This window comes from uncultured Dokdonia sp., from assembly GCF_947492535.1.
GTDB lineage: Bacteria > Bacteroidota > Bacteroidia > Flavobacteriales > Flavobacteriaceae > Dokdonia.
This window is the reverse complement of record NZ_CANLNH010000002.1, coordinates 240,390-261,704: the sequence shown is the minus strand read 5'-3', so window position 1 is coordinate 261,704 and position 21,315 is coordinate 240,390. Positions and strand designations below refer to the sequence as shown.

18 protein-coding genes are annotated in these 21,315 nt (G+C 32.7%); 16 read left to right on the top strand and 2 right to left on the bottom strand.

Annotated features, from left to right (window positions below):
- Nucleotides 1-107: 107 nt before the first annotated feature.
- Nucleotides 108-1,703 (top strand): lytic transglycosylase domain-containing protein, encoded by a 1,596-nt coding sequence (locus Q1A60_RS04125; RefSeq protein ID WP_299761795.1) that lies wholly within the window; start codon nucleotides 108-110, stop codon nucleotides 1,701-1,703.
- A gap of 24 nt (nucleotides 1,704-1,727) precedes the next feature.
- The gene (locus Q1A60_RS04120) at nucleotides 1,728-2,705 is read left to right on the top strand and encodes a DUF4837 family protein (protein WP_299761792.1); all 978 of its coding nucleotides are present in this window, start codon (nucleotides 1,728-1,730) and stop codon (nucleotides 2,703-2,705) included.
- A gap of 75 nt (nucleotides 2,706-2,780) precedes the next feature.
- On the opposite strand, the gene tatA is transcribed toward Q1A60_RS04120, so the two are convergent.
- Nucleotides 2,781-2,972, bottom strand: coding sequence for a twin-arginine translocase TatA/TatE family subunit (gene tatA / locus Q1A60_RS04115; RefSeq protein ID WP_299761789.1), 192 nt, complete (start codon nucleotides 2,970-2,972; stop codon nucleotides 2,781-2,783).
- Nucleotides 2,973-3,068: 96 nt separating this feature from the next.
- Here tatA and Q1A60_RS04110 point away from each other — a divergent pair, with 96 nt between their 5' ends.
- The 11 genes from Q1A60_RS04110 (at nucleotide 3,069) to Q1A60_RS04060 (ending at nucleotide 16,496) form a co-directional block, all read left to right on the top strand.
- The gene (locus Q1A60_RS04110; protein ID WP_299761786.1) at nucleotides 3,069-3,938 is read left to right on the top strand and encodes a M23 family metallopeptidase; all 870 of its coding nucleotides are present in this window, start codon (nucleotides 3,069-3,071) and stop codon (nucleotides 3,936-3,938) included.
- 1 nt (nucleotide 3,939) lies between these two features.
- Nucleotides 3,940-5,427 carry a GH3 auxin-responsive promoter family protein gene (locus Q1A60_RS04105; RefSeq protein ID WP_299761783.1) on the top strand — a complete coding sequence of 496 codons (1,488 nt, stop codon included), beginning with the start codon at nucleotides 3,940-3,942 and terminating at the stop codon, nucleotides 5,425-5,427.
- 18 nt (nucleotides 5,428-5,445) lie between these two features.
- On the top strand, nucleotides 5,446-7,134 hold the full coding sequence (locus Q1A60_RS04100) for a hypothetical protein (RefSeq protein WP_299761780.1): 1,689 nt from the start codon (nucleotides 5,446-5,448) through the stop codon (nucleotides 7,132-7,134).
- 21 nt (nucleotides 7,135-7,155) lie between these two features.
- On the top strand, nucleotides 7,156-8,169 hold the full coding sequence (locus Q1A60_RS04095) for a hypothetical protein (protein WP_299761777.1): 1,014 nt from the start codon (nucleotides 7,156-7,158) through the stop codon (nucleotides 8,167-8,169).
- Nucleotides 8,170-8,199: 30 nt separating this feature from the next.
- Nucleotides 8,200-9,315, top strand: a complete 1,116-nt coding sequence (gmd, locus tag Q1A60_RS04090) for a GDP-mannose 4,6-dehydratase (RefSeq protein WP_299761774.1) — start codon at nucleotides 8,200-8,202, stop codon at nucleotides 9,313-9,315.
- 3 nt (nucleotides 9,316-9,318) lie between these two features.
- Nucleotides 9,319-10,359 (top strand): GDP-L-fucose synthase, encoded by a 1,041-nt coding sequence (locus Q1A60_RS04085; RefSeq protein ID WP_299761771.1) that lies wholly within the window; start codon nucleotides 9,319-9,321, stop codon nucleotides 10,357-10,359.
- A gap of 12 nt (nucleotides 10,360-10,371) precedes the next feature.
- Complete coding sequence (locus tag Q1A60_RS04080; protein ID WP_299761768.1) at nucleotides 10,372-11,616, top strand: oligosaccharide flippase family protein; 1,245 nt, start codon at nucleotides 10,372-10,374, stop codon at nucleotides 11,614-11,616.
- Complete coding sequence (locus tag Q1A60_RS04075) at nucleotides 11,613-12,689, top strand: glycosyltransferase (protein ID WP_299761765.1); 1,077 nt, start codon at nucleotides 11,613-11,615, stop codon at nucleotides 12,687-12,689. The genes Q1A60_RS04080 and Q1A60_RS04075 overlap by 4 nt, the downstream gene beginning before the upstream one ends.
- A gap of 622 nt (nucleotides 12,690-13,311) precedes the next feature.
- Entirely contained in the window at nucleotides 13,312-14,106 is a 795-nt protein-coding gene (wzy, locus tag Q1A60_RS04070; protein ID WP_300007255.1) for an O-antigen polysaccharide polymerase Wzy, read from the top strand.
- The gene (locus Q1A60_RS04065) at nucleotides 14,093-15,340 is read left to right on the top strand and encodes an O-antigen ligase family protein (protein WP_299761759.1); all 1,248 of its coding nucleotides are present in this window, start codon (nucleotides 14,093-14,095) and stop codon (nucleotides 15,338-15,340) included. The genes wzy and Q1A60_RS04065 overlap by 14 nt, the downstream gene beginning before the upstream one ends.
- Nucleotides 15,315-16,496 (top strand): glycosyltransferase family 4 protein, encoded by a 1,182-nt coding sequence (locus tag Q1A60_RS04060; RefSeq protein WP_299761756.1) that lies wholly within the window; start codon nucleotides 15,315-15,317, stop codon nucleotides 16,494-16,496. Before Q1A60_RS04065 ends, Q1A60_RS04060 begins: the two co-directional genes overlap by 26 nt.
- A 5-nt stretch (nucleotides 16,497-16,501) precedes the next feature.
- Here Q1A60_RS04060 and Q1A60_RS04055 read toward each other — a convergent pair whose 3' ends face one another.
- Nucleotides 16,502-17,641, bottom strand: a complete 1,140-nt coding sequence (locus Q1A60_RS04055; RefSeq protein WP_299761753.1) for a T9SS type A sorting domain-containing protein — start codon at nucleotides 17,639-17,641, stop codon at nucleotides 16,502-16,504.
- A gap of 87 nt (nucleotides 17,642-17,728) precedes the next feature.
- Between Q1A60_RS04055 and Q1A60_RS04050 the strand changes: the two genes are divergently transcribed.
- The 3 genes from Q1A60_RS04050 to Q1A60_RS04040 all read left to right on the top strand — a co-directional run bounded on the left by Q1A60_RS04050 (nucleotide 17,729) and on the right by Q1A60_RS04040 (nucleotide 21,314).
- Complete coding sequence (locus tag Q1A60_RS04050) at nucleotides 17,729-18,952, top strand: WcaI family glycosyltransferase (RefSeq protein WP_299761750.1); 1,224 nt, start codon at nucleotides 17,729-17,731, stop codon at nucleotides 18,950-18,952.
- Nucleotides 18,953-19,014: 62 nt separating this feature from the next.
- Entirely contained in the window at nucleotides 19,015-20,322 is a 1,308-nt protein-coding gene (locus tag Q1A60_RS04045) for a UDP-glucose/GDP-mannose dehydrogenase family protein (protein WP_299761747.1), read from the top strand.
- Between the two features lie 2 nt (nucleotides 20,323-20,324).
- Nucleotides 20,325-21,314 carry a UDP-glucuronic acid decarboxylase family protein gene (locus Q1A60_RS04040; protein WP_299761744.1) on the top strand — a complete coding sequence of 330 codons (990 nt, stop codon included), beginning with the start codon at nucleotides 20,325-20,327 and terminating at the stop codon, nucleotides 21,312-21,314.
- The last annotated feature ends 1 nt before the right edge of the window (nucleotide 21,315 follow it).

The following is a 21,315-nucleotide window of genomic DNA, read 5'->3' as shown; positions in this document are numbered from 1 at the left end:
TTTTTTCAGTCTTTACAGTCGTATGTTGAGATCACTTATGAATAAACACCTATATTTGAAGGACGCACAATTCATACGAATTTTGTAATACCCTCGTTGTAAAAACTATGAGATTACTTCATATATACAGTCTTGTTGGATGTTTGTTGGTTTCCGCTTTCGCGAAAGCGCAAGACACCATACCCTATGAGTCTTTTAAGAAAAATAATAAGGAACGTGTGGGTCTAGAAAGAGATACTATCACCATTATAGATTCTATTACCACCACTTCTTTTGTAAAAGAAATAAATAAAGTAGAGCTTAAAACCCTCTCAAGAGATTCTATAGTATTTAAACTGAAAGATGAGCCTTTTGCAGCACGTCTGGATTCTTTATGGCGTCATGAATTAGCTCGAATGGATTTGTATGATTCTATTACCAATATGGTACAAGGATTAGAATACAAAGAAGAAGTATATCTAGATTTACCTACAGATACCTTAAAAAAACGATTAGCACGTATTAACGAGCGAACGCCTTTTAATGTAGGCTATACGCCCTCTTTAGAAAATGTCATAAAAAGATATTTAAAGCGTCATAAACCAAGTATGGAGCGATTGATGGAAGTCAGTCAGTTTTACTTCCCGATGTTTGAAGAGACCTTAGATAAGTATGATATCCCATTAGAGATGAAATACCTTGCTATTGTAGAGTCTGCCTTACGACCACGTGCTAAGTCTAGAGTGGGCGCAACAGGTTTGTGGCAATTTATGTTTAGTACAGGAAAAATGTATGATCTTGATGTGAATTCATATGTAGATGAGCGTATGGATCCTATTATGGCAACAGAAGCTGCGTGTCAATATTTATCAAAACTCTATGAGCTTTTTGGAGATTGGGATCTTGCTTTAGCATCGTATAATTCGGGTCCAGGAAATGTTTCGAAAGCCATTCGTCGTAGTGGAGGCTATCAAAACTATTGGAATATTCGTAATAATCTTCCACGTGAAACAGCAGGATATGTACCTGCTTTCTTAGCCACCATGTATCTTTTTGAATATGCAGACGAGCATGGATATCAGCCTAAAAAAGCGCCTGTAAATTATTTTGAAACCGATACCGTTCACGTAAAAGAATTAATTACTTTAGAGCAGGTTGCTAAAATTACGGGTGAACCTTTAGAAGTAATTCAGTTTTTAAACCCTTCTTATAAACTTGATATTATTCCTAAGATAGAGAATGAAAAATATTATGTAAGACTTCCTATAGAAAAGATAGGTCCGTTTGTTCAGAATGAGGAAGAAATATACGCTTTCGCGAAAGCGGAAATAGATAAAAGAGAACAACCATTACCAAAATTTACAACGGCGAGTTCTCAAATTCGCTACCGAGTGAGAAGTGGCGACTATTTAGGTAAAATAGCTAATAAATATGGTGTTAGAGTAAGCCAATTAAAAAAATGGAATAACCTTCGGTCTAATAGTTTAAAGGTTGGACAACGCTTAACCATCTACCCTCGTAAACCGGTTACTTCTTCAAGTACGTCTAGTACTACAAAAACTGTAGTTGCTAATGGAAAAAAAGTATATACAGTAAAACAAGGAGACTCTTTGTGGAAGATTGCTAATAAATTTCCAGGTGTTAGTGTGAGTAATATTAAAGTTTGGAACGATATTAGCGGTGATAGGGTAAAACCAGGAATGAAACTTATTGTTTCAAAATAGAGACATTAAAAAACGTATGATATCATGAAAAAATTACTCGTAGCCATTCTCTTTTTAGGCGTTTTTATTTCTTGTGAGGAAACGTCAAAAAAACGATCATTAGAGGGGTCTGTAGGAAATACAAATAACTTAAAAATGGTCATAGATAAAGAGCTATGGCAAGGTCGTGTAGGAGATACGATGCGCACTATATTAGCTGCTACTGTAGATGGATTACCAAGAGATGAACCTCTTTTTACATTAGATCAAGTTACACCAGATAAGTTTACGGGATTTGTATCAAAAAGTAGAATTTTTCTTTCTACAAAACTGGGAGAACCATCACATTTTTCTATAGAAGAAGATGTTACGGCAAGGAGACAAACCGCTGTAATGATTTCTGGAGAAGATGAGGATGCTATTATTGAAGTCTTTAAAACTAACAAGGACAAAATAATTGCAGCTTTTAAAGCAAGAGAACTTGAAAACACACAAGGACGTATTCGAAGTTCTTTAAAGAAAACAGATTCACTAAAAGCTACGTTTGGAATAAGCATGCGCTTCCCAACGATTTATCAATACACCAAACAAGAAAAGAATTTCTTTTGGATGCGTAAAGATTTAAAGAGAAGCGGAAACATGAATATCACGGTATATGAAGTGCCACTTAATGTAATAGATAAAGACACATTTTCTGTAGCACGTATTGTACGTATGAGAGATTCTATTTCTGGAGCTAACATCGATTTAAATCAAGGTCGATTTGTAACAGAACCTTCTTTTTCACCTCAATTATTTGAAACAGAGATAGACGGTCGTTTTGCTTGGGAAATGAAAGGAACATGGGAAGTAAGAGATGGAAGATTGATGGTAGGTCCTTTTATAAATTATGCGATACGTGATGAAAAGAATAATAGATATGTGGTTGTAGAAGGGTTTGTATTTTCACCTTCATTAGATCAGCGAGATACAATGTTTGAGCTAGAAGCTATCTTAAGATCTACTCGGTTTTTAGATAAGTAACAGGTTCTGTAAAAAGATATTAAAAAAGCCCAATGTATCAATACATTGGGCTTTTTTAATATGCTGTAGTAAAAATTAATTTTTCTCTTCTAATTTAGAGTCTCCATCTTCATCTTTGGATGCTTTCTTAAATTCTTTAATACCGCCACCAAGACCACGCATCATTTCAGGTATCTTTTTACCTCCAAAAAGTAATAAAACTACCAAAACAATAAGACCTATTTGCCAAGGTCCAATCATACCTAAAAATATTCCTAAAAAATTCATGTCTTTAATTTTAGAACTGCAAAGATACTAAAGAAATATGATGAGGGAGTAGTATAGGTGATTTTTTAAGACTTTAGATAGTATATTTGCAAGCATATGTCACGTAAAAAAGGCGAAAAAAAAGCGATTGCAAAAAAACTCCTGCATAAGTACAGGCTTGTTATCTTAAATGAAGATACGTTTGAAGAACGTATATCTTTCAAGTTAACAAGGCTTAACGTATTTATTTTGGTAGGTATTTCTGCAGTTGTACTCATTATTCTTACAACATTGCTTATTGCATTTACCCCCATACGAGAATACATTCCTGGGTACTCTAGTAAAAAACTAAAATCACAAGCTGAAGAATTGTTAATACAAACGGACTCTTTAAAAACAGTCATTGCGATTAATGAGCAGCAATATGCATCCATACGCAAAGTATTAACAGGAGATTTAAAAACTATTGAGTTTGATAAAGATTCTATAGAAGGCGTTATTGATCCCGACAATGATGACATTACCATCCAACCATCTAAAGAAGATTCATTACTTAGAGCAACGGTAGAAGCACAAGACAAGTATAATCTTTTTGAAACAGCGACTAGACCAGCAGATTTTGCCTTGTTTCCTCCTGTAAAAGGACATATTAGTGCAACATATGATAGTGCTTCAAAACACTATGCCGTAGATGTGGTAACAGAAAAAGATGAGCCTGTGAAAGCAGCAGGAGATGGGACTGTTATTTTTGCCTCTTGGACGGCCGATACGGGACATGTGATTATCATAGAGCACCAAAACAATTTAATTACGGCATATAAGCATAATGCTTCTCTTTCAAAAGAGCAAGGGGATCTTGTAAAAGCAGGAGAAGTTATCGCTATTGTTGGAAACACGGGAGAATTAACAACGGGCCCACATTTGCATTTTGAGTTATGGAATAATGGATATCCAATAAATCCAACAAATTATATAGATTTTAAATAAGATGTCTCTTAAATCATTTGCAGCAAAAATATTTGCAAAGCGTATAAAACGTAAAATAGATGCTTGGGCTTCCGATCCCATAGCGACGCAAGAAAAAGTCTTCAAAAATTTGATAGACGCAGCACAGTATACAGATTTTGGGAATGATCATCATTTTGATAAGATCCATTCGCATGAGGACTTTGTGCGAGAAGTTCCTGTGAGAGATTATGAAGCATTACGTTCTTATATAGATCGTGTAGTAGCAGGAGAAGCAAATGTCGTATGGCCTGGAAAACCTTTATACTTTGCAAAAACATCGGGTACAACTTCAGGTGCAAAATATATTCCACTTACTAAAGATAGCATGCGCACACATCCTGATACGGCACGAAATGCTATTTTATGCTATATCGCTGAGACAGGAAATACCAGCTTTGTAGATGGGAAGATGATTTTTTTACAAGGAAGTCCTGAAGTAGAAGAAAAAAACGGAATCAAATTAGGAAGACTCTCAGGAATTGTAGCACATTATGTTCCTAATTATCTTCAAAAAAACAGACTCCCAAGTTGGGAGACTAATTGTATTGATGATTGGGAGACAAAAGTAGATGCTATTGTAGAAGAAACAATAGATAAAGACATGACCATTATAAGTGGTATTCCTTCGTGGGTGCAAATGTATTTTGAGAAGCTTATAGAGAGGTCAAACAAGCCCGTAGGAGCGCTTTTCAAAAACTTTAACCTCTTTATATACGGAGGTGTAAATTATGAGCCTTATCGCGCAAAATTTGAAAACCTGATAGGACGTCGTGTAGATAGCATAGAACTATACCCGGCCAGTGAAGGCTTTTTTGCTTTTCAAGATACCCAAGGAGAAAAAGGAATGCTGTTGCAGTTAGATAACGGTATTTTTTATGAATTTATAAAAGCAGACTCTTTTTTTGAAGAAAACCCAGAAAGAATTACACTAAAAGATGTAGAGGTAGGTGTAAACTATGTAATCATTATTTCTACTACAGCAGGTTTATGGGCATATAACATAGGAGACACAGTTATATTTACTTCTGTAACCCCTTATCGAATTATTGTTTCTGGACGAATTAAGCATTTTATTTCGGCATTTGGAGAGCATGTGATTGGTAAAGAAGTAGAGCAAGCATTGCAAGAGGCCATTGAAGGAACTACTATTCGCATCAATGAATTTACAGTAGCACCACAAATAACACCAGAAGAAGGCTTACCATACCATGAATGGTTTATAGAGTTTGAAAATGAAGATGGAGATGTGTCCGCTTTCGCGAAAGCAATAGACGATTCTTTACAATCTCAGAACTCATATTATTATGATCTCATTGTTGGGAAAGTACTGCAACCGCTGAAAATTTCAAAAGTGAAAGCAGGAGGATTTAATGACTATATGAAATCTATAGGAAAACTAGGAGGGCAAAATAAAATCCCAAGACTTTCTAATGATCGTAAAATCGCAGATAGATTACCGATTATTTAAGTATCTTTGAACTTTAATATGAGTATATTAAAAAAACAAAGGCGTACACGAGCACAAGAGAGTAGCAGCGCCATCGAACGCATGTATATAACCATGCGCCATCTTTTTAACCGTGGTTTCTACAAACCCATGGGAGTTTCTGGAGAAACACTAAGAGAAGCATTATTAATTTTACGTCCCGAAATTTATGGCTCTATCGCAGAAGAAAAAGTAGAGCTAGACGGATTGTTGTATGTAATAGATAGACTTCCAGAAAGAATTGAAGAATGTAGATTTATCAATTTAACAAGTGATGAAGGCTATAAAAACAGTCTTTTTGAACCTATTATCCCTCGTAAACGTAGGCGTAATTGCTACCGAATTGATGAGGAGCAAATGAATATTGAAGTCACAAGAGGACGCTCTGAGATTTATGATATTCTTACCCATCTCACATTCCTATTTATAGAATCTCACAAAATCATGAATCGTGTGTTGATAAATGATAGAGGAGATCTTACAAGAGATTGGGAAAAACTAGAGAAAGCCGTACTCTCTGATGATGAGTTCACTCAAAAAGAACGAGAAGTTGCTATTACCCATACAGCAAATATTTTAGGAAGAACGTTTGAAGAAGTAAATGAAGTAGCTCCTTTATTTAATACAAAAAATAATACAAGACGTTTTCTTGAGATTATCTATTGGTTAGGGAAACTTGCCATTGCAGAAATGACACAAGATGAAAAACGTACAGTTACCTTTAGCCCTGTACTAAGAGAGCGTTTAGGACACCATATACACGGAGAAATATGGGCTCAAAACATTAAAAAGACACTTAAAGAAAACGACCTTATACACAGACCTATTCATATCATAAGTGCAAATATGCATAGTGTTATGAATACGATATACGCACCAGTTGCATTAAAAAATGAACTTAAAAAAGGATCTAAACTAGACATTTACGAACTTTTGAGTGATGCAAAAAGCGGGAAACTAAGAAGCAAGGTCGAAAAAGTTGCGATACAAAACGGAATGATTTACGTGGCTGATGATAGCGGAACAAATATCAATGTGCAAATATTTGATATGTGTAAACTGGCTATTGAAGAAAACGAATTTTGTGACCAGGCGACGCAACCAAACGACAATCCTGTCATCTTAGTAATGGATTATGCCTTTGGAGAACAAGCGTATGAAACCATGGAAGAGTTGTTAAAACCCTTTAAAGAAGATGATAACACAACCTATTTGGACGTACGATCAGTATCTATAATGGGTAAAGCTGGAATTTTAGAAGGAGGTAAAGGGGATATTATGATTCCTTCTGCGCATCTTTTTGAAGGAACAGCAGATAATTATCCATTTAAAAACGCACTTAAGAAGGAAGATTTAGAAGGCAACGGGCTTAAGGTTTTTGAAGGAGCAATGGTTACTGTACTGGGGACTTCATTACAAAATAGGGATATTTTAAAGTTTTTTCACGATAGTACTTGGAATGTAATAGGACTTGAAATGGAAGGAGCTCATTATCAAAAAGCCATTCAGGCGGCATCTAAACTAAGAGGGAATATACAGGAAGATGTTGAGGTGCTGTATGCCTATTATGCATCAGATAATCCCCTAGAAACGGGAAGTACATTAGCTTCTGGAGGATTAGGCACAACAGGGGTAAAACCTACCTATTTAATTACAGAAAAAATACTGTATCATATTTACAAATTATAACAACCAAAAACCAAAAAATAAATGAGTGCATCACAACCAGCATCTGACGCTGATCAAGAAATGGACCTCACAGATATTTTTACGCTTTTTCAGCGTATATTCTATAAATTTTTAGCATTGTGCTTTAAAGCTCTAGATTTTATATTTAAGTCTTGGTGGGTTATTTTATTACTCATCATACTAGGAGCCACGCTAGGATATTTCACCAAAGGAGAACCTAAGTATACATCTGATATAATTATTAAAACCAATTATAAGAGCCAATCGTATGTTTACAATGCTATTAAACAGTTTGATGATAATCTTTCTGAAAAAGATGAAGAGTTTATAAAATCTGTAGGATTAGATATTAATAACCTTACAATAAAAGGAGTAAAAATTAGTCCAATTATTGATGTCGTTGCCCTAATAGGAGGAGAAGTAAAGATTTCAGATAGAGCGCTAAGTACTGTGATTAAAGAACTAGATGTTAATGAAGACACAGAATTATTTGCTAGTGATCGGTTTTATTCAAATTATGAATTCCACAAGATTACAGTTACACTATCTGGTGAGAGCGCTAAGAAAGACATCGATAAAATTATAACATTTATAAATAACCAACCCTACATTCAAAAAATATCAAAAGAGTTTGTTCAAAATATTGAAGATCATATTGCTAAAAATGAAATAGTATTACAGCAAGCTGATAGTATGATGAAAATTTATGCTTCCAGTAGTGATGTTTCTCAAGAAATTAAAAGCAAAGACCTTTCTTTTTTTAATAATCAGAATAATTTAAATGTTAATGGGGTTTTAGTGTTTAAAAATACAGTTCTTAAAGAAATACAAGAACTTAAAGATGAGCTTGTCACATCCTCTTCAGCCATTATTGTTATGAGTGACATACAAGTTTCATTAAAAGAATCATTAAAAGATAGAAAAGAGATTATATATCCTATACTTTTTGTGTTTTTCTTTTTAATATTAGCAGGTATTAGATATACGTATATTTCTTTGAGAAAGATAGTAGAGGCTCAAAATTTATTAGATTAATTAATGACATTTTTTGTCAAAAAATAACACATGACCAAAACAGCATTAATAACAGGAGTTACTGGACAGGATGGCGCATATTTAAGTGAGTTTCTTCTTAAAAAAGGATATATAGTTCACGGAATAAAAAGAAGATCTTCTTTGTTTAATACAGATCGCATAGACCATTTATATCAAGATCCACATGTTGATCATCAGAACTTCTTTTTACATTATGGAGATCTAACGGATAGTTCTAACTTACTACACATTATCCAAAAAGTACAGCCAGATGAGATCTATAATTTAGGAGCGATGAGTCATGTTCAAGTTTCTTTTGAAATGCCAGAATATACAGCAAATGTAGATGGGCTAGGCGCATTGCGATTATTAGAATCCATTAGAGCATTAGGGTTAGAGAAAAAAACAAAAATATATCAGGCATCTACTTCAGAACTTTATGGAAAAGTTCAAGAAGTTCCTCAAACAGAAAACACACCTTTTTATCCCAGAAGTCCATATGCAGTAGCAAAAATGTATGCTTATTGGGCTACGGTAAATTATCGTGAAGCCTATGATATTTTTGCATGTAATGGTATTCTTTTTAATCATGAATCTCCCATACGTGGAGAGACCTTTGTGACTCGTAAAATTACACGAGCAACTTCCCGAATAGGATTAGGACTTCAAGAGAAAATGTACTTAGGGAATCTTGATGCAAAACGAGATTGGGGACATGCAAAAGATTATGTAAAAATGATGTGGATGATTCTTCAAGCAGATCAAGCTGAAGATTGGGTCATTGCTACAGGAATTACAACAACGGTAAGAGACTTTATAAGAATGGCTTTTAAGCATATTGGAGTGACACTTGAGTTTAAAGGAGAAGGAATTAATGAGAAAGGGATTGTTGTTGCCTCAGAAAACGCTGATTACAAAGTAAAAATAGGACAAGAAGTCGTTGCTGTGGACGAGAAGTATTTTAGACCTACAGAAGTAGACTTATTAATAGGAGATGCTACAAAAGCGTATAAAAAACTAGGGTGGAAACCTGAATATGAGTTACAAGATCTTGTAAACGATATGATGAAGAGTGACATTAACCTTATGAAAAGAGACAGCTATCTTAAAGAAGGAGGATATACAACCTTAAACTACTTTGAATAGTGTATGAAGAAAGATGCAAAAATATATATTGCAGGCCATCGTGGCTTAGTAGGTAGTGCAATAAAACAAGATTTAGAAGGGAAAGGATATACAAACCTTATCTATAAAACGCATAAAGAATTAGACTTAACAAATACGCTTGAGGTTGAAACCTTTTTTAATACAGAACAACCTGAATATGTGTTTCTAGCAGCAGCAAAAGTTGGTGGAATTATAGCGAATAATACCTATAGAGCAGATTTTATACACACTAATCTGATGATTCAAAACAATGTGATTCATCAAAGCTATAAGACCAATGTCAAGAAATTACTTTTCTTAGGGAGTACGTGTATTTACCCAAAAGAAGCTCCACAGCCCATGACAGAAGATAGTCTTCTTACAGGAGTTTTAGAATACACAAATGAACCGTATGCCATTGCAAAAATTGCGGGAATTAAAATGTGTGAAAGCTATAATTTGCAATACGGGACCAATTTCCTTTCGGTGATGCCTACAAATTTATATGGCTATAATGACAATTTTGATTTAGAAAAATCTCATGTATTACCTGCATTAATTCGTAAGATGCATTTGGCAAAATTACTTTCTGAAGGGAAAGAAGAAGAGGTGATGCAGGATTTAGGTGTTTCCGCTTTCGCGAAAGCGGAAGAAATCCTACAAAAATATGGAGTATCTAGCTCTTCTGTAGAAATATGGGGAACAGGAGCTCCACGCAGGGAATTTCTATGGAGTAAAGATATGGCGAATGCGTGTGTCTTTATTATGGAACATATAAATTTTGAAGACGTAAAGCCTGCAGGAGCTATTAGAAATACGCATATTAATATCGGTACAGGAGAGGATATTTCTATTAAAGAATTGGCCCAAACTATTCAAAAAACAGTAGGGTTTTCAGGAAAACTTACATTTAATACATCAAAACCAGACGGTACATTACGTAAACTAACAGATGTTTCTAAATTACATACCTTGGGATGGAAACATAAAATTCAATTACAAGAAGGAGTAGAAAAGTTATATGCTTGGTATCTAAAAAAGTAATTTATACCAGATATGCTAAAATCTCTCTTGAATAATGAAAAAAGTCGCACAGTAGCAGGTAACTATATTGCACTACTTTTAATTCAAGGAGCTAATATAATTTTACCCTTACTAACCCTTCCTTATTTAATTAGAACCATAGGTACAGAACGTTTTGGACTTGTTATGATTGCGCAAGCTATAGGTGTTTTTCTAACTATTATTGTAGATTTTGGATTTAATATAAGTGCGACAAGAGAAGTGTCTTTATTACGCAACGATAAGGAGAAGTTATCTCAACTGTATTGGAATGTATTTTATATAAAATCTATATTACTACTTATTACTTTTCTTGTTGTAGTGGTATTAATAACTACGATAAGTAGATTTAAGGCAGAAGCATTCGTTTATATATTAAGTTTTGGAATGGTTTTAGGACAAGCCATATTTCCTACTTGGTTTTTTCAAGGAATTGAAAAAATGAAAGTAATTACATTTATTAATGTACTCGCTAAGATTCTTTTTACAATAGCTGTTTTTCTCTTTATTTTAAACCCCTCTGATTATGAATTGGTACCATTATTTAATGGGGGAGGATTTATTATATCAGGAATTATAGGGCTTATTTATAGTTTAAAATTTGTTAACTTTAAAAAGCCTGATTACAATCAAATAAAGAGTTTAACAAAGGATACTTCAAGTCTGTTTGTTTCAAATTTTGCAACAAGTCTTTACACATCAGGAAATACATTTATACTAGGAATGTTAGGAGGAGATGCAATTGCAGGAATTTATTCAAGTATGGAGAAACTTGTTTTGGCTTTGAAAAATGTTTTTGTTCCTCTATATCAAGCTATATTTCCTTGGCTTGCTACTAAAGGGCCTAAAGAAATGAGGAGTTTTATTAAAAAAATGACACTTCCTATAGGACTCATAGGGCTTATAATTACGATTACGATCGTATGTATAGCTAAACCGTTATTACATTTTATTTATGATGATCCTAAAATAGATAATTATAGTTATATATTTCAAATCCTTGCTTTAATTGCACTGTTTTCTGCACTTAATATGTTACTTGTATCTTTATACTATCCAGCAGCAAAGTATTATAATAAAAGAATGTATGCCCTTGTTGCGGGAGGGTTATTTAATTTATGTATGGCATTAATTATAGGGTATTATTATGGTATAACTGGCATTGCAATTGTTGCTGTATGTTCAGAGCTTTTTATTCTTATAGTAGCTAAATATTTGTTTAATAAAATTAATGTATGAAACAGTTAATTATTATTCAAACAACGACCCCTGATTATAGAACAGGTTTTTTTAAAATGTTGAGAGCTACATTGAATGAAAATTTTAAGCTTTATAGAGGTTCTAGGTATTTTGAAAAATCTATAGTAACAGATTCAAGAATTGAAGGTATTGACATTAAAAATCATTTTTTCTTAAATAGAAAGTTTTTATTCCAAACAGGAATATGGCATCTCTTATTTAAAGATGTTGTTATTGTACTAGAAATGAATCCTCGTATTATTTCTAATTGGATATTTCTTTTTGTAAGAAGGATTAGTAATAAAAAAACAGTACTGTGGGGACATGCATGGCCAAGAAAAGGTAAAAATAGTAAAACAGATATTTTAAGAAACTACATGAGAAGACTTGCGTCATCTATTGTTGTATACACAAAACAACAACAAAAGGAACTATCTTCTTACATGCCCAAAAAGACAGTTTATGCAGCTCCTAATGCCTTAATTTATCAAAAAGACATGTATGCTCAAAAAACTAAAAACCCTGCAACAAACCTTATTTATGTAGGAAGGTTGTCTAAAAATAAAAAACCTTTTTTTCTTGTTGAGTCATTTAAAAAATGTTTAGATATTATTCCAGAAAATGTATGCCTTCTCTTAGTTGGAGAAGGAGAAGAGAGCATACGTATTTCTAACTATATTAAAGAGCATGGAATAGAAAAAAGAGTTTTACAGAAAGGACATATTAATGATTATGATACTTTAAAGTCTTTATATGAAAGTAGTATTTTTAGTGTTTCCCCAGGCTATGTAGGCTTATCAATTACACAGAGTTTTGGTTTTGGAGTACCTATGTTAATATCAAAAAATGAACCCCACTCTCCAGAAATTGAAGCTGCAATTGATGGGCAGAATGCTCTTTTTTATACTACAGACGATGATTTACATTTTGGCGAAAGCATAAAAGAAATATATAATAATCCATCCTATTGGATCGATAAGAGATCAGAAATAGCCGCTCATTGTAGAGAAAATTATTCTATAGAAACAATGGCAGCTACATTTATAAATTTAGTAACAGTCTATGGCGCTTAAAACTTTATTATTGATTGTTTATGTGTTGATTACAACTGTACTCTTCGCAACATTTAATGCTGTTTTTCCAGTTTGGATCTCTTTTTTTATAAATGCTTTGATTCTTTTTTTTATAACTGTTTTTCATGTGTTTGAAGAAAAAGAGTATTCGCCATACATCTCTTCTTTTATTGTTTTTTCATTTCTTTTTTTCCAAGTAGCTCCTATCGTTCAAATCAACTCTTTTACAGGTATAGATAGGGTTTTTATGACAAATTATCCCTACAGAGAAAGCGAAATTATATTCACAAACGTTTTAATAGGTATTTTTAATATTCTTTTTTTTCTAAGTTATCTTTTACTTAAGAAATATAAACCCATTAGAAAGATCCCTTCGATTCAAGAGAAAAACTTAAATATTCTCCCGTTAACTATTATTTGCACATTTATAGTATGTGTACTCGTGTTTTTTATAAGTTATAGTTTTGTTCAAGATGAAATAAATAGACCCAATTGGATAACATCTCGCTATTCCAAAATGTCATTACTTATTTATAAGAAAGTACTTTTTTTAGTTCCTTTTGGTGGAATTTTATTATGTGTTCAATATTTTAAAAAGAGAAAAAGGAAAGCTATAAATAGCGTGGCAATATTTTTCTTTCTAATCGCATTCTTATTCTTATTATTATGGTTTAAAAATCCATTAACGGAAAAGCGTAATGCACTGGGTCCTATATATATATGTTTAATGTTTTTAGTGATTCCTAAATTGTTGAATACAAATGTAAAAACATTGTTTTTTTTGTTTTTTACAATGATTATAGGTTTTCCTGTATTTGCCATTGTAACCCATAGTGATGCAACATTTAATGCCATTATAAAAAACCCTGGAATATTAATAGAAGAAATGAAGGGCGGCGGTATAACAAATGCGTTTAATACATTAAATTATGATGCATTTATAAATATTACAGCAAGTGTGGATTATGTGTCTACTTATGGATATTCTATGGGATATCAACTATTGAGTGCATTGCTGTTTTTTGTGCCCAGGAGTATATGGGAAAATAAACCGTATTCTACGGGAGCTGTAGTAGGGGAACATCTTATAGAAAGTCATGGGTTTACTTTTAGTAATCTTTCTAATCCACTTGTTTCAGAAGGTTATATAAATTTTGGAATTATAGGTGTTTTTATAGGCGCTTTTGCCTTAGCATATGTTATTATAAAACTCATGTCATGGTTTAAAAGCGATGATTATTTAAAAAAAATAATGAGTTTTTATTTTGCATTGCATATGATCTTTTTATTGCGCGGAGATTTTGCAAATGGTCTTTCCTATTATGTAGGGACACTCGCTGGGGTTATTATCATTCCAAAGTTCATAGAATACATTATAAAGCAAATTTTAATACACCAAAAACATGGAAAGGATTAAAGGCTTATTTGAGTTTAGAGCATTACATACTACGCTATGCATTCTATTTGCTTTGGTTATTGTACCATCAAATCTAAAAGCAGTAGTTATATTTTTATCTGCTCTTACAATTTTGGTGGTCAAAATAAAAAATGGTTTTTCAATTAGAAAATCTTTCTTACTATTAAATAGTAGTGTTTATTTGTTGATAGTCATTACATTATTTTATACGACTAATTTTGACTATGGAATAAAAAAATTATCTACGATGCTCTCTTTAGGGGTGTTTCCTATCTTATTTTCCCTTTTTCAAAAAGAGGAAATTATTCAAGTGAGAAAAAAGTATAAATATTATTTATGGATTTATATTATAACGGTTCTTTTATTTAACTGTATCTCTTTTCTTTGGTTTTATTTTTCAAACCCTAATTATGATTTTCCGGGTATTATTGAACACTTTGAAACTATTGTGAGGGTTGATATGGGAAAATTTAATATCCATCCTATCTATCTATCTATGCATTGTGCCATAGCAATACTTTTCTCGTTCAAAATCTTGAGTACGTTAGTGTCCAAAAAAGCAATATTACTTCTTTTAAGCATCGATATAGTATTGTTGAGTTTTATCCTTTTATATGCTAAGAAAGGACCTATAATTGCATTATTATTAGTGTTCTCACTATTTCTCATGTTTCAGAGAAATAAAAAACATACTAAGACACATATAATAGTGGTCTTATGCCTAGTAGGTGTAACAGTAGCTATCCCAAAAACAAGAGAACGATTTGTAGAACTATTGAAAATAGAAAATATCCAAACAGGACCAATTACGTCTACTAATATTAGATATACTATTTATGATATAGCGCAGGACTTAATAAAAAAATCTCCAGTAATTGGTTATGGAATAGGAGACTATAATGATACTCTTATAAAGCAATATAAAAGTGATGGAGAAGCTATTTTGGCTATTAGAAAATATAATTCCCATAATCAATTTTTCAGTCTATTATTAATAGGAGGAATACCATTACTTATTGTCTTTCTATTAATGATAGGTGTCAATTTGATATATGCCATAAGATATGATAATCAATTACTTATTCTTTTACTTATTTTTTATTGTATAGTAATGTTTACTGAAAACATACTTGAAAGAGAATCTGGAGTTATTTTCTTTTCTTTCTTTATTAATTTTTTCGCATTGTTTAACAACGGATTATTAGAAAATGAAAATAGCCCAAATACACAATAGATATAAAGACATAGGCGGAGAAGATATTGTAGTAGAAAGAGAAAAAAACCTATTACAAGATGCAGGGCATGAAGTCGTACAGTACTTTGTGTCTAATAATGATATCATATCAACGAAAGAAAAAATACATACATCTATACATCTTTCTTATAGTTTGAAATATAAAAAAAAAGTAATTTCTTTTTTAAAAAAAGAAACTCCTGATGTAGTTCATGTACACAATTTTTTACCAATACTTTCCCCATCGGTTTTCTATGCTACTAAACAATTAAATATACCCGTAGTATTAACATTACATAATTTTAGGCTATTATGTATAAACGGACTTTTATACAGAAATAACAAAACTTGTGAGAACTGTGTGTCAAAAAAGATACCACTTGATGGTATAAAATATGGCTGTTATCAGAATTCAAAGGTGATTTCACTATTTCCTACAATTAGTAATAGCCTACATACATTTATGAAAACATGGCAATCAAAAATAAATAAGGTTATTTTTTTGTCAGAGTTTTCAAAAGGCGTGTTTTCTAGATCTCATATATCTTTCAAACCTGAACAAATGAGCGTGAAGCCTAACTTTCTTGAAGACAAAGGGTATAGCTATGAAAAGCAAAATTATTTTTTATATGTAGGAAGAATTTCTGAAGAAAAAGGAATTCTTACGGTTTTAGAATCATTTATAGCATCTGGAAAACTCCTAAAAATAGCTGGTACGGGTCCCTTACAGGATGAGGTGATAGCATACAGTAAAACACATAAAAACATAGTCTATTTAGGCTTTCAGAATCAGCAACAACTTAAAGACTTATATCTAAATGCTAAAGCAACTGTTTTTGCTTCAAAAATGTATGAAGGGTTAGGTCTGGTAGTCATTGAATCTTTTTCTTTTGGAACTCCAGTCATTGGACCTGAGTTTGGGAATTCTGGACAGCTCATAACAGAAAACTATAATGGAAATAAATATGAGTTAGGAAATGCTACTTCGCTCTCTGAAGTAATCAGATCATTTGAAGAAAATCAAAACCAAAAATCACTAAGAAAAAATGCGAGAACGACTTTTGAAGAAAAATTTACAGCTCAAAAGAATCTACAAACGCTAGAAAAAATCTATAAAGAATCTATAGAATCCTCAAGAGACCTTACCTCAATATAATTCATTTATCTTTTGAAGATTCTAAGATACTTTTTTTGATTCCCTAATTTTAAAAAATACATACCTGTAGGTAAACTACTAATCGTAATTTCATTAGTATCAATAAAGCCCGATAATACAATTTTGCCAGTAAGATCAATTAATTCAAAACTACTAGGCGTCTCGAGATTTTGTATAAATAAGATCTCTGATGAAGGGTTTGGAAATATGTTGAATTCACCAGATGTATTATTTTCTTGAATAGTATCTATCACAAAATCTTCAAGAGGTCTTCTCCAAGAACCATAATAAAAATAATCTTCAAAAATGAAAAAAGAAGAGACGGTGTCATTACAGTACACATCACTATATATTCGTTCTGCAATGGGAGACGAAATATTAAAAATACTAAGAGTTGCATTTGGGTGTGTACCATTAGTTGTGTAAAGGAAATCCCCAGTGCCCCCTAAATAATACCCATAATGTCCTGGATTAGAATTAAAAAGAACGGGTTCTGGGTTAGGTGCATTTAAGTCAACTTGATAAATCTTCCCTTCAACAATATCTGTAAAATAATATGTGTCATTTAATATAATAGGACTGAAAATTAAATTTAAACCTAAGACGTTATCTGTAAACTCAAATAACAAAGAAACCCCTGCGTCAGGATTTTCTGTATCAAAAGTATATAAATTTCCAGGATAACCATTTTCACTCGTAGTGTAATGAGAAAAATATAATTTTGAGCCATTGGAACGCATCCTCATTCTAGAAAAGATACCTGTATAGTTTCCTATTGTATCTAAAACTAAAGAAACTGTAGGAGATGTCGTATTAAAATCTATTTTATATAATTTGTATGTATCTGTGTCTAGATTGATAATGTACAAATCATCTCCAGAAAAAGTCATACTTATAGGATTATTAAAAGGAACTTCAGTAATAAACTCAGAAGAGGTATGGGGAAGATTTTCTTCTGTAGTAGACAATTTTTCTAAAGTTAATACATTGTCTTCGTTATTAATTACAATATATCTATATCCATCATGATATGTGGATAATACGGTATTTTCAACTAATGAAAATACAACACTAGGTCCAAAACATTCTTGCGTAATTCCAGATGTACTTATAACTAAACAGATGAATACAAATAATTTGTTCATAATAAAAATAGATAACACAATAAATCCTCATTAAAGATATATAAATCTGTGTAAAAATCTTTTCTTTGTAACATTAACAAAATTTCCTTGAAAAAACGCACCCATATCACATTTATTGGACTCAATTTCTATCCTGAAAGTACTGCAATTGGCCTATATTCAACGCAGCTTACACAGTATCTAGAAGATCATGATATTCAATTGGATGTAATTACCGCATTTCCCTACTACCCACAATGGAAAATTGCTAAGGAGTATCAAAATAAAAAGTCATACCTAAAAGAAGAATTAGGATCTATACATGTATATAGATATAAGCAATATGTACCTGCAAACCCTACATTTCTAAAACGAATCATTCATATTCTTTCCTTTACATGGGGTTCTTTTAGGAATCTTTGGAAAATAAAGGAATGTGATATTGTTATTTCTATCGTTCCTTTTACGAGCGCTACGCTTTTAGGCTATATTCAAAAAAGACGTTTTAATGCTAAATCTTGGATTCATATACAAGATTTTGAATTTGATGCAGCCTTTCAATCTGGACTTACTAAAAGTGGTGAGCAAAAAGGAGGTATCGTGTATCGTTTATTGATGTGGATTGAAAAATCGCTCTTTTCAAAAGCCGATATCGCTAGTACGATTAGTCATACAATGATTAAAAAACTGGAGAAAAAAACAACGGCTCCTACGTATTTCTTACCTAACTGGATAGATGAAAAGCAAATTGATCCCGCTTTCGCGAAAGCGCACTCCTATTTAACATCCTCAAAATTTAAAATTTTATATTCTGGAAACATAGGAGACAAACAAGACTGGGACTTTTTTATGAAATTTGTCGAAGCAATCGATTTTGAACGCTTTGAAATTGTGATTGTAGGAGATGGTTCAAAACGCATATGGCTTGAAGAAGCAATAGCAGGATACCCTGAGATTACACTATATCCTCCCGTTGCATATGAAGAATTATCAGATTTATTATGTAGTGCAGATACCCATATACTCTTTCAAAAGCCTGAAGTAGTAGACACTGTGATGCCATCTAAAATATTAGGAATGATGGCAAGTGCAAAACCTTCTATTATTACAGGACATGCACAATCTGAAGTTGCTACTGCAATGACAGATGCTCAAGGAGGTTTTTATAGCTCTGAAAAAGAGGTAGATACTGTAATAAGCCAGTTAGAAACACTTATAAATAATCCTGAGATAGCTAAAGAAATGGGTACAAAAGCAAGACAGTATGTAGTATCAAACTTTGCTAAAAATCAAATTTTAGATGCGTTTTTAGAGCAACTCATGCAATTATAAGCTCTATAGAGACAAAAGACTGTAAATACTTCCCTATTTTTGTGCTTTAATTAAGTTGAGATATGAAGATAACCGTAGTAGGAACAGGCTATGTTGGTTTAGTAACTGGAACATGCCTCGCCGAAACAGGTAACGAAGTAGTCTGTGTAGATATAGATGAAAATAAAGTGCAACGTATGAAGAACGGAGAGGTGCCTATTTATGAGCCGCATCTCGATGTACTCTTTGAGCGTAATATTAAGGCAAGAAGACTTTCTTTTACAACAAAACTTCAAGAAGGTCTTGATCATGGAGAAATCATATTTTTAGCATTACCTACACCCGAAGATGAAGATGGGTCTGCCGATTTATCATACGTATTGGGAGTTGCTGAAGATATAGGGAATCAAATGAAAAGCTACAAAGTAATTGTAGATAAAAGTACCGTTCCTGTAGGAACAGCAGAAAAGGTAAGAAAAACAATTGCTGCTAAGACGACTATTGATTTTGATGTTGTCTCAAATCCAGAATTCTTAAGAGAAGGATTTGCGGTAGATGATTTCTTAAAGCCAGAACGTATTGTAGTGGGATCCTCTTCAGAAAGAGCTACGCAACTTATGGAAAGACTCTATAAGCCTTTTGTCCGATCAGGAAACCCCATCATTATTATGGATGAGAAGTCTGCCGAACTTACGAAGTATGCAGCAAACTCTTTTCTTGCGACAAAGATTACATTTATGAATGAGATTGCAAATTATTGCGAACTCGTAGGAGCCGATGTAGATAAAGTGCGCCGAGGGATGGGAACAGACTCTCGTATTGGAAAACGATTTTTATTTCCAGGTATAGGATATGGAGGTTCTTGCTTCCCTAAAGATGTAAAAGCACTTCATAAATCTGGAAAAGAATCTGGATACGATTTTCAGATATTAGATGCCGTAATAGATGTAAATAATCACCAAAAAGTAAAATTGATTCCTAAAATTTTATCACATTTTAATGGAGATATACAAGGTAAAACAATTGCGATATGGGGATTGGCATTCAAACCAGAGACAGATGATATTAGAGAAGCACCTTCTCTATACATGATTGATGCATTACTCGCAAAAGGAGCAAAAATCAAAACATTTGATCCTGAAGCTATGGATAATGTAAAAGCAAAATACAATGATAAAATAGAATTTGCGACCACTATGTATGGCGCTACCGAAAATGCAGATGCATTGGTTATAAGTACAGAATGGAGTATTTTTAGAACACCAGATTTTACAAAACTTATAAATAACCTAAACCAACCTGTGATTTTTGATGGACGAAACCTATATGATGTAGCCGATATGGAGAAAGAAGGGTTTACATATATATCTATTGGTAGAAAAGAAGCATAACTATGCGTAAACGAGTTTTAATAACAGGAGCTGCGGGCTTTTTAGGTTCTCATTTATGTGATCGATTTATAAAAGAAGGATATCACGTAATAGGAATCGATAACCTTATTACGGGAGACCTTGCTAATATCGAACACTTATTTAAACTCGAACAGTTTGAATTTTATAATCACGATGTTACAAAATTTGTACACGTACCAGGGCAATTAGACTATATACTACACTTTGCTTCACCAGCAAGTCCTATCGATTATCTTAAAATACCAATTCAAACACTTAAAGTAGGATCTTTAGGAACACATAATCTTTTAGGACTAGCAAAAGAGAAGAATGCACGTATTCTTATCGCATCTACATCCGAAGTATATGGAGATCCATTAGTTCATCCACAAACAGAAGACTATTACGGAAACGTAAATACTATAGGCCCTAGAGGAGTATATGATGAAGCAAAACGTTTTCAAGAATCTATTACGATGGCATATCATCGTTTTCATGGTCTAGAAACTCGTATTGTGCGTATTTTTAATACCTATGGTCCTAGAATGCGACTTAATGATGGAAGAGTCATTCCTGCGTTTATGGGACAAGCATTACGAGGAGAAGACTTAACTATTTTTGGAGATGGGTTACAAACGCGTTCTTTTTGCTATGTAGATGATCAAATAGAAGGGATATATAGATTGTTAATGAGTGACTATGCGTTGCCTGTAAATATTGGAAACCCTGATGAGATTACCATAAAAGATTTTGCACAGGAGATTATAAAATTAACAGGAACAGATCAAAGAGTCACATACAAAGATCTCCCTGTAGATGATCCATTGCAGCGTCAACCAGATATTAGTCTTGCAAAAAAGATGTTAGGATGGGAAGTAAAAGTGTCTCGTAGTGAAGGTATGAAACGCACCTTTGAATATTTTAAGAATCTCACAAAAGAACAGCTTCATAAAAGCGAGCATAAAGATTTTTCAAAGCATATTGTAAAATAAA

What these genes read in the sequence shown, in the direction of transcription:
- Q1A60_RS04125 (WP_299761795.1), top strand. Translation starts at nt 108, where the DNA reads ATGAGATTACTTCATATATACAGTCTTGTTGGATGTTTGTTGGTTTCC.
- Q1A60_RS04120 (WP_299761792.1), top strand. Translation starts at nt 1,728, where the DNA reads ATGAAAAAATTACTCGTAGCCATTCTCTTTTTAGGCGTTTTTATTTCT.
- tatA (WP_299761789.1), bottom strand. Translation starts at nt 2,972, where the DNA reads ATGAATTTTTTAGGAATATTTTTAGGTATGATTGGACCTTGGCAAATA.
- Q1A60_RS04110 (WP_299761786.1), top strand. Translation starts at nt 3,069, where the DNA reads ATGTCACGTAAAAAAGGCGAAAAAAAAGCGATTGCAAAAAAACTCCTG.
- Q1A60_RS04105 (WP_299761783.1), top strand. Translation starts at nt 3,940, where the DNA reads ATGTCTCTTAAATCATTTGCAGCAAAAATATTTGCAAAGCGTATAAAA.
- Q1A60_RS04100 (WP_299761780.1), top strand. Translation starts at nt 5,446, where the DNA reads ATGAGTATATTAAAAAAACAAAGGCGTACACGAGCACAAGAGAGTAGC.
- Q1A60_RS04095 (WP_299761777.1), top strand. Translation starts at nt 7,156, where the DNA reads ATGAGTGCATCACAACCAGCATCTGACGCTGATCAAGAAATGGACCTC.
- gmd (WP_299761774.1), top strand. Translation starts at nt 8,200, where the DNA reads ATGACCAAAACAGCATTAATAACAGGAGTTACTGGACAGGATGGCGCA.
- Q1A60_RS04085 (WP_299761771.1), top strand. Translation starts at nt 9,319, where the DNA reads ATGAAGAAAGATGCAAAAATATATATTGCAGGCCATCGTGGCTTAGTA.
- Q1A60_RS04080 (WP_299761768.1), top strand. Translation starts at nt 10,372, where the DNA reads ATGCTAAAATCTCTCTTGAATAATGAAAAAAGTCGCACAGTAGCAGGT.
- Q1A60_RS04075 (WP_299761765.1), top strand. Translation starts at nt 11,613, where the DNA reads ATGAAACAGTTAATTATTATTCAAACAACGACCCCTGATTATAGAACA.
- Q1A60_RS04065 (WP_299761759.1), top strand. Translation starts at nt 14,093, where the DNA reads ATGGAAAGGATTAAAGGCTTATTTGAGTTTAGAGCATTACATACTACG.
- Q1A60_RS04060 (WP_299761756.1), top strand. Translation starts at nt 15,315, where the DNA reads ATGAAAATAGCCCAAATACACAATAGATATAAAGACATAGGCGGAGAA.
- Q1A60_RS04055 (WP_299761753.1), bottom strand. Translation starts at nt 17,641, where the DNA reads ATGAACAAATTATTTGTATTCATCTGTTTAGTTATAAGTACATCTGGA.
- Q1A60_RS04045 (WP_299761747.1), top strand. Translation starts at nt 19,015, where the DNA reads ATGAAGATAACCGTAGTAGGAACAGGCTATGTTGGTTTAGTAACTGGA.
- Q1A60_RS04040 (WP_299761744.1), top strand. Translation starts at nt 20,325, where the DNA reads ATGCGTAAACGAGTTTTAATAACAGGAGCTGCGGGCTTTTTAGGTTCT.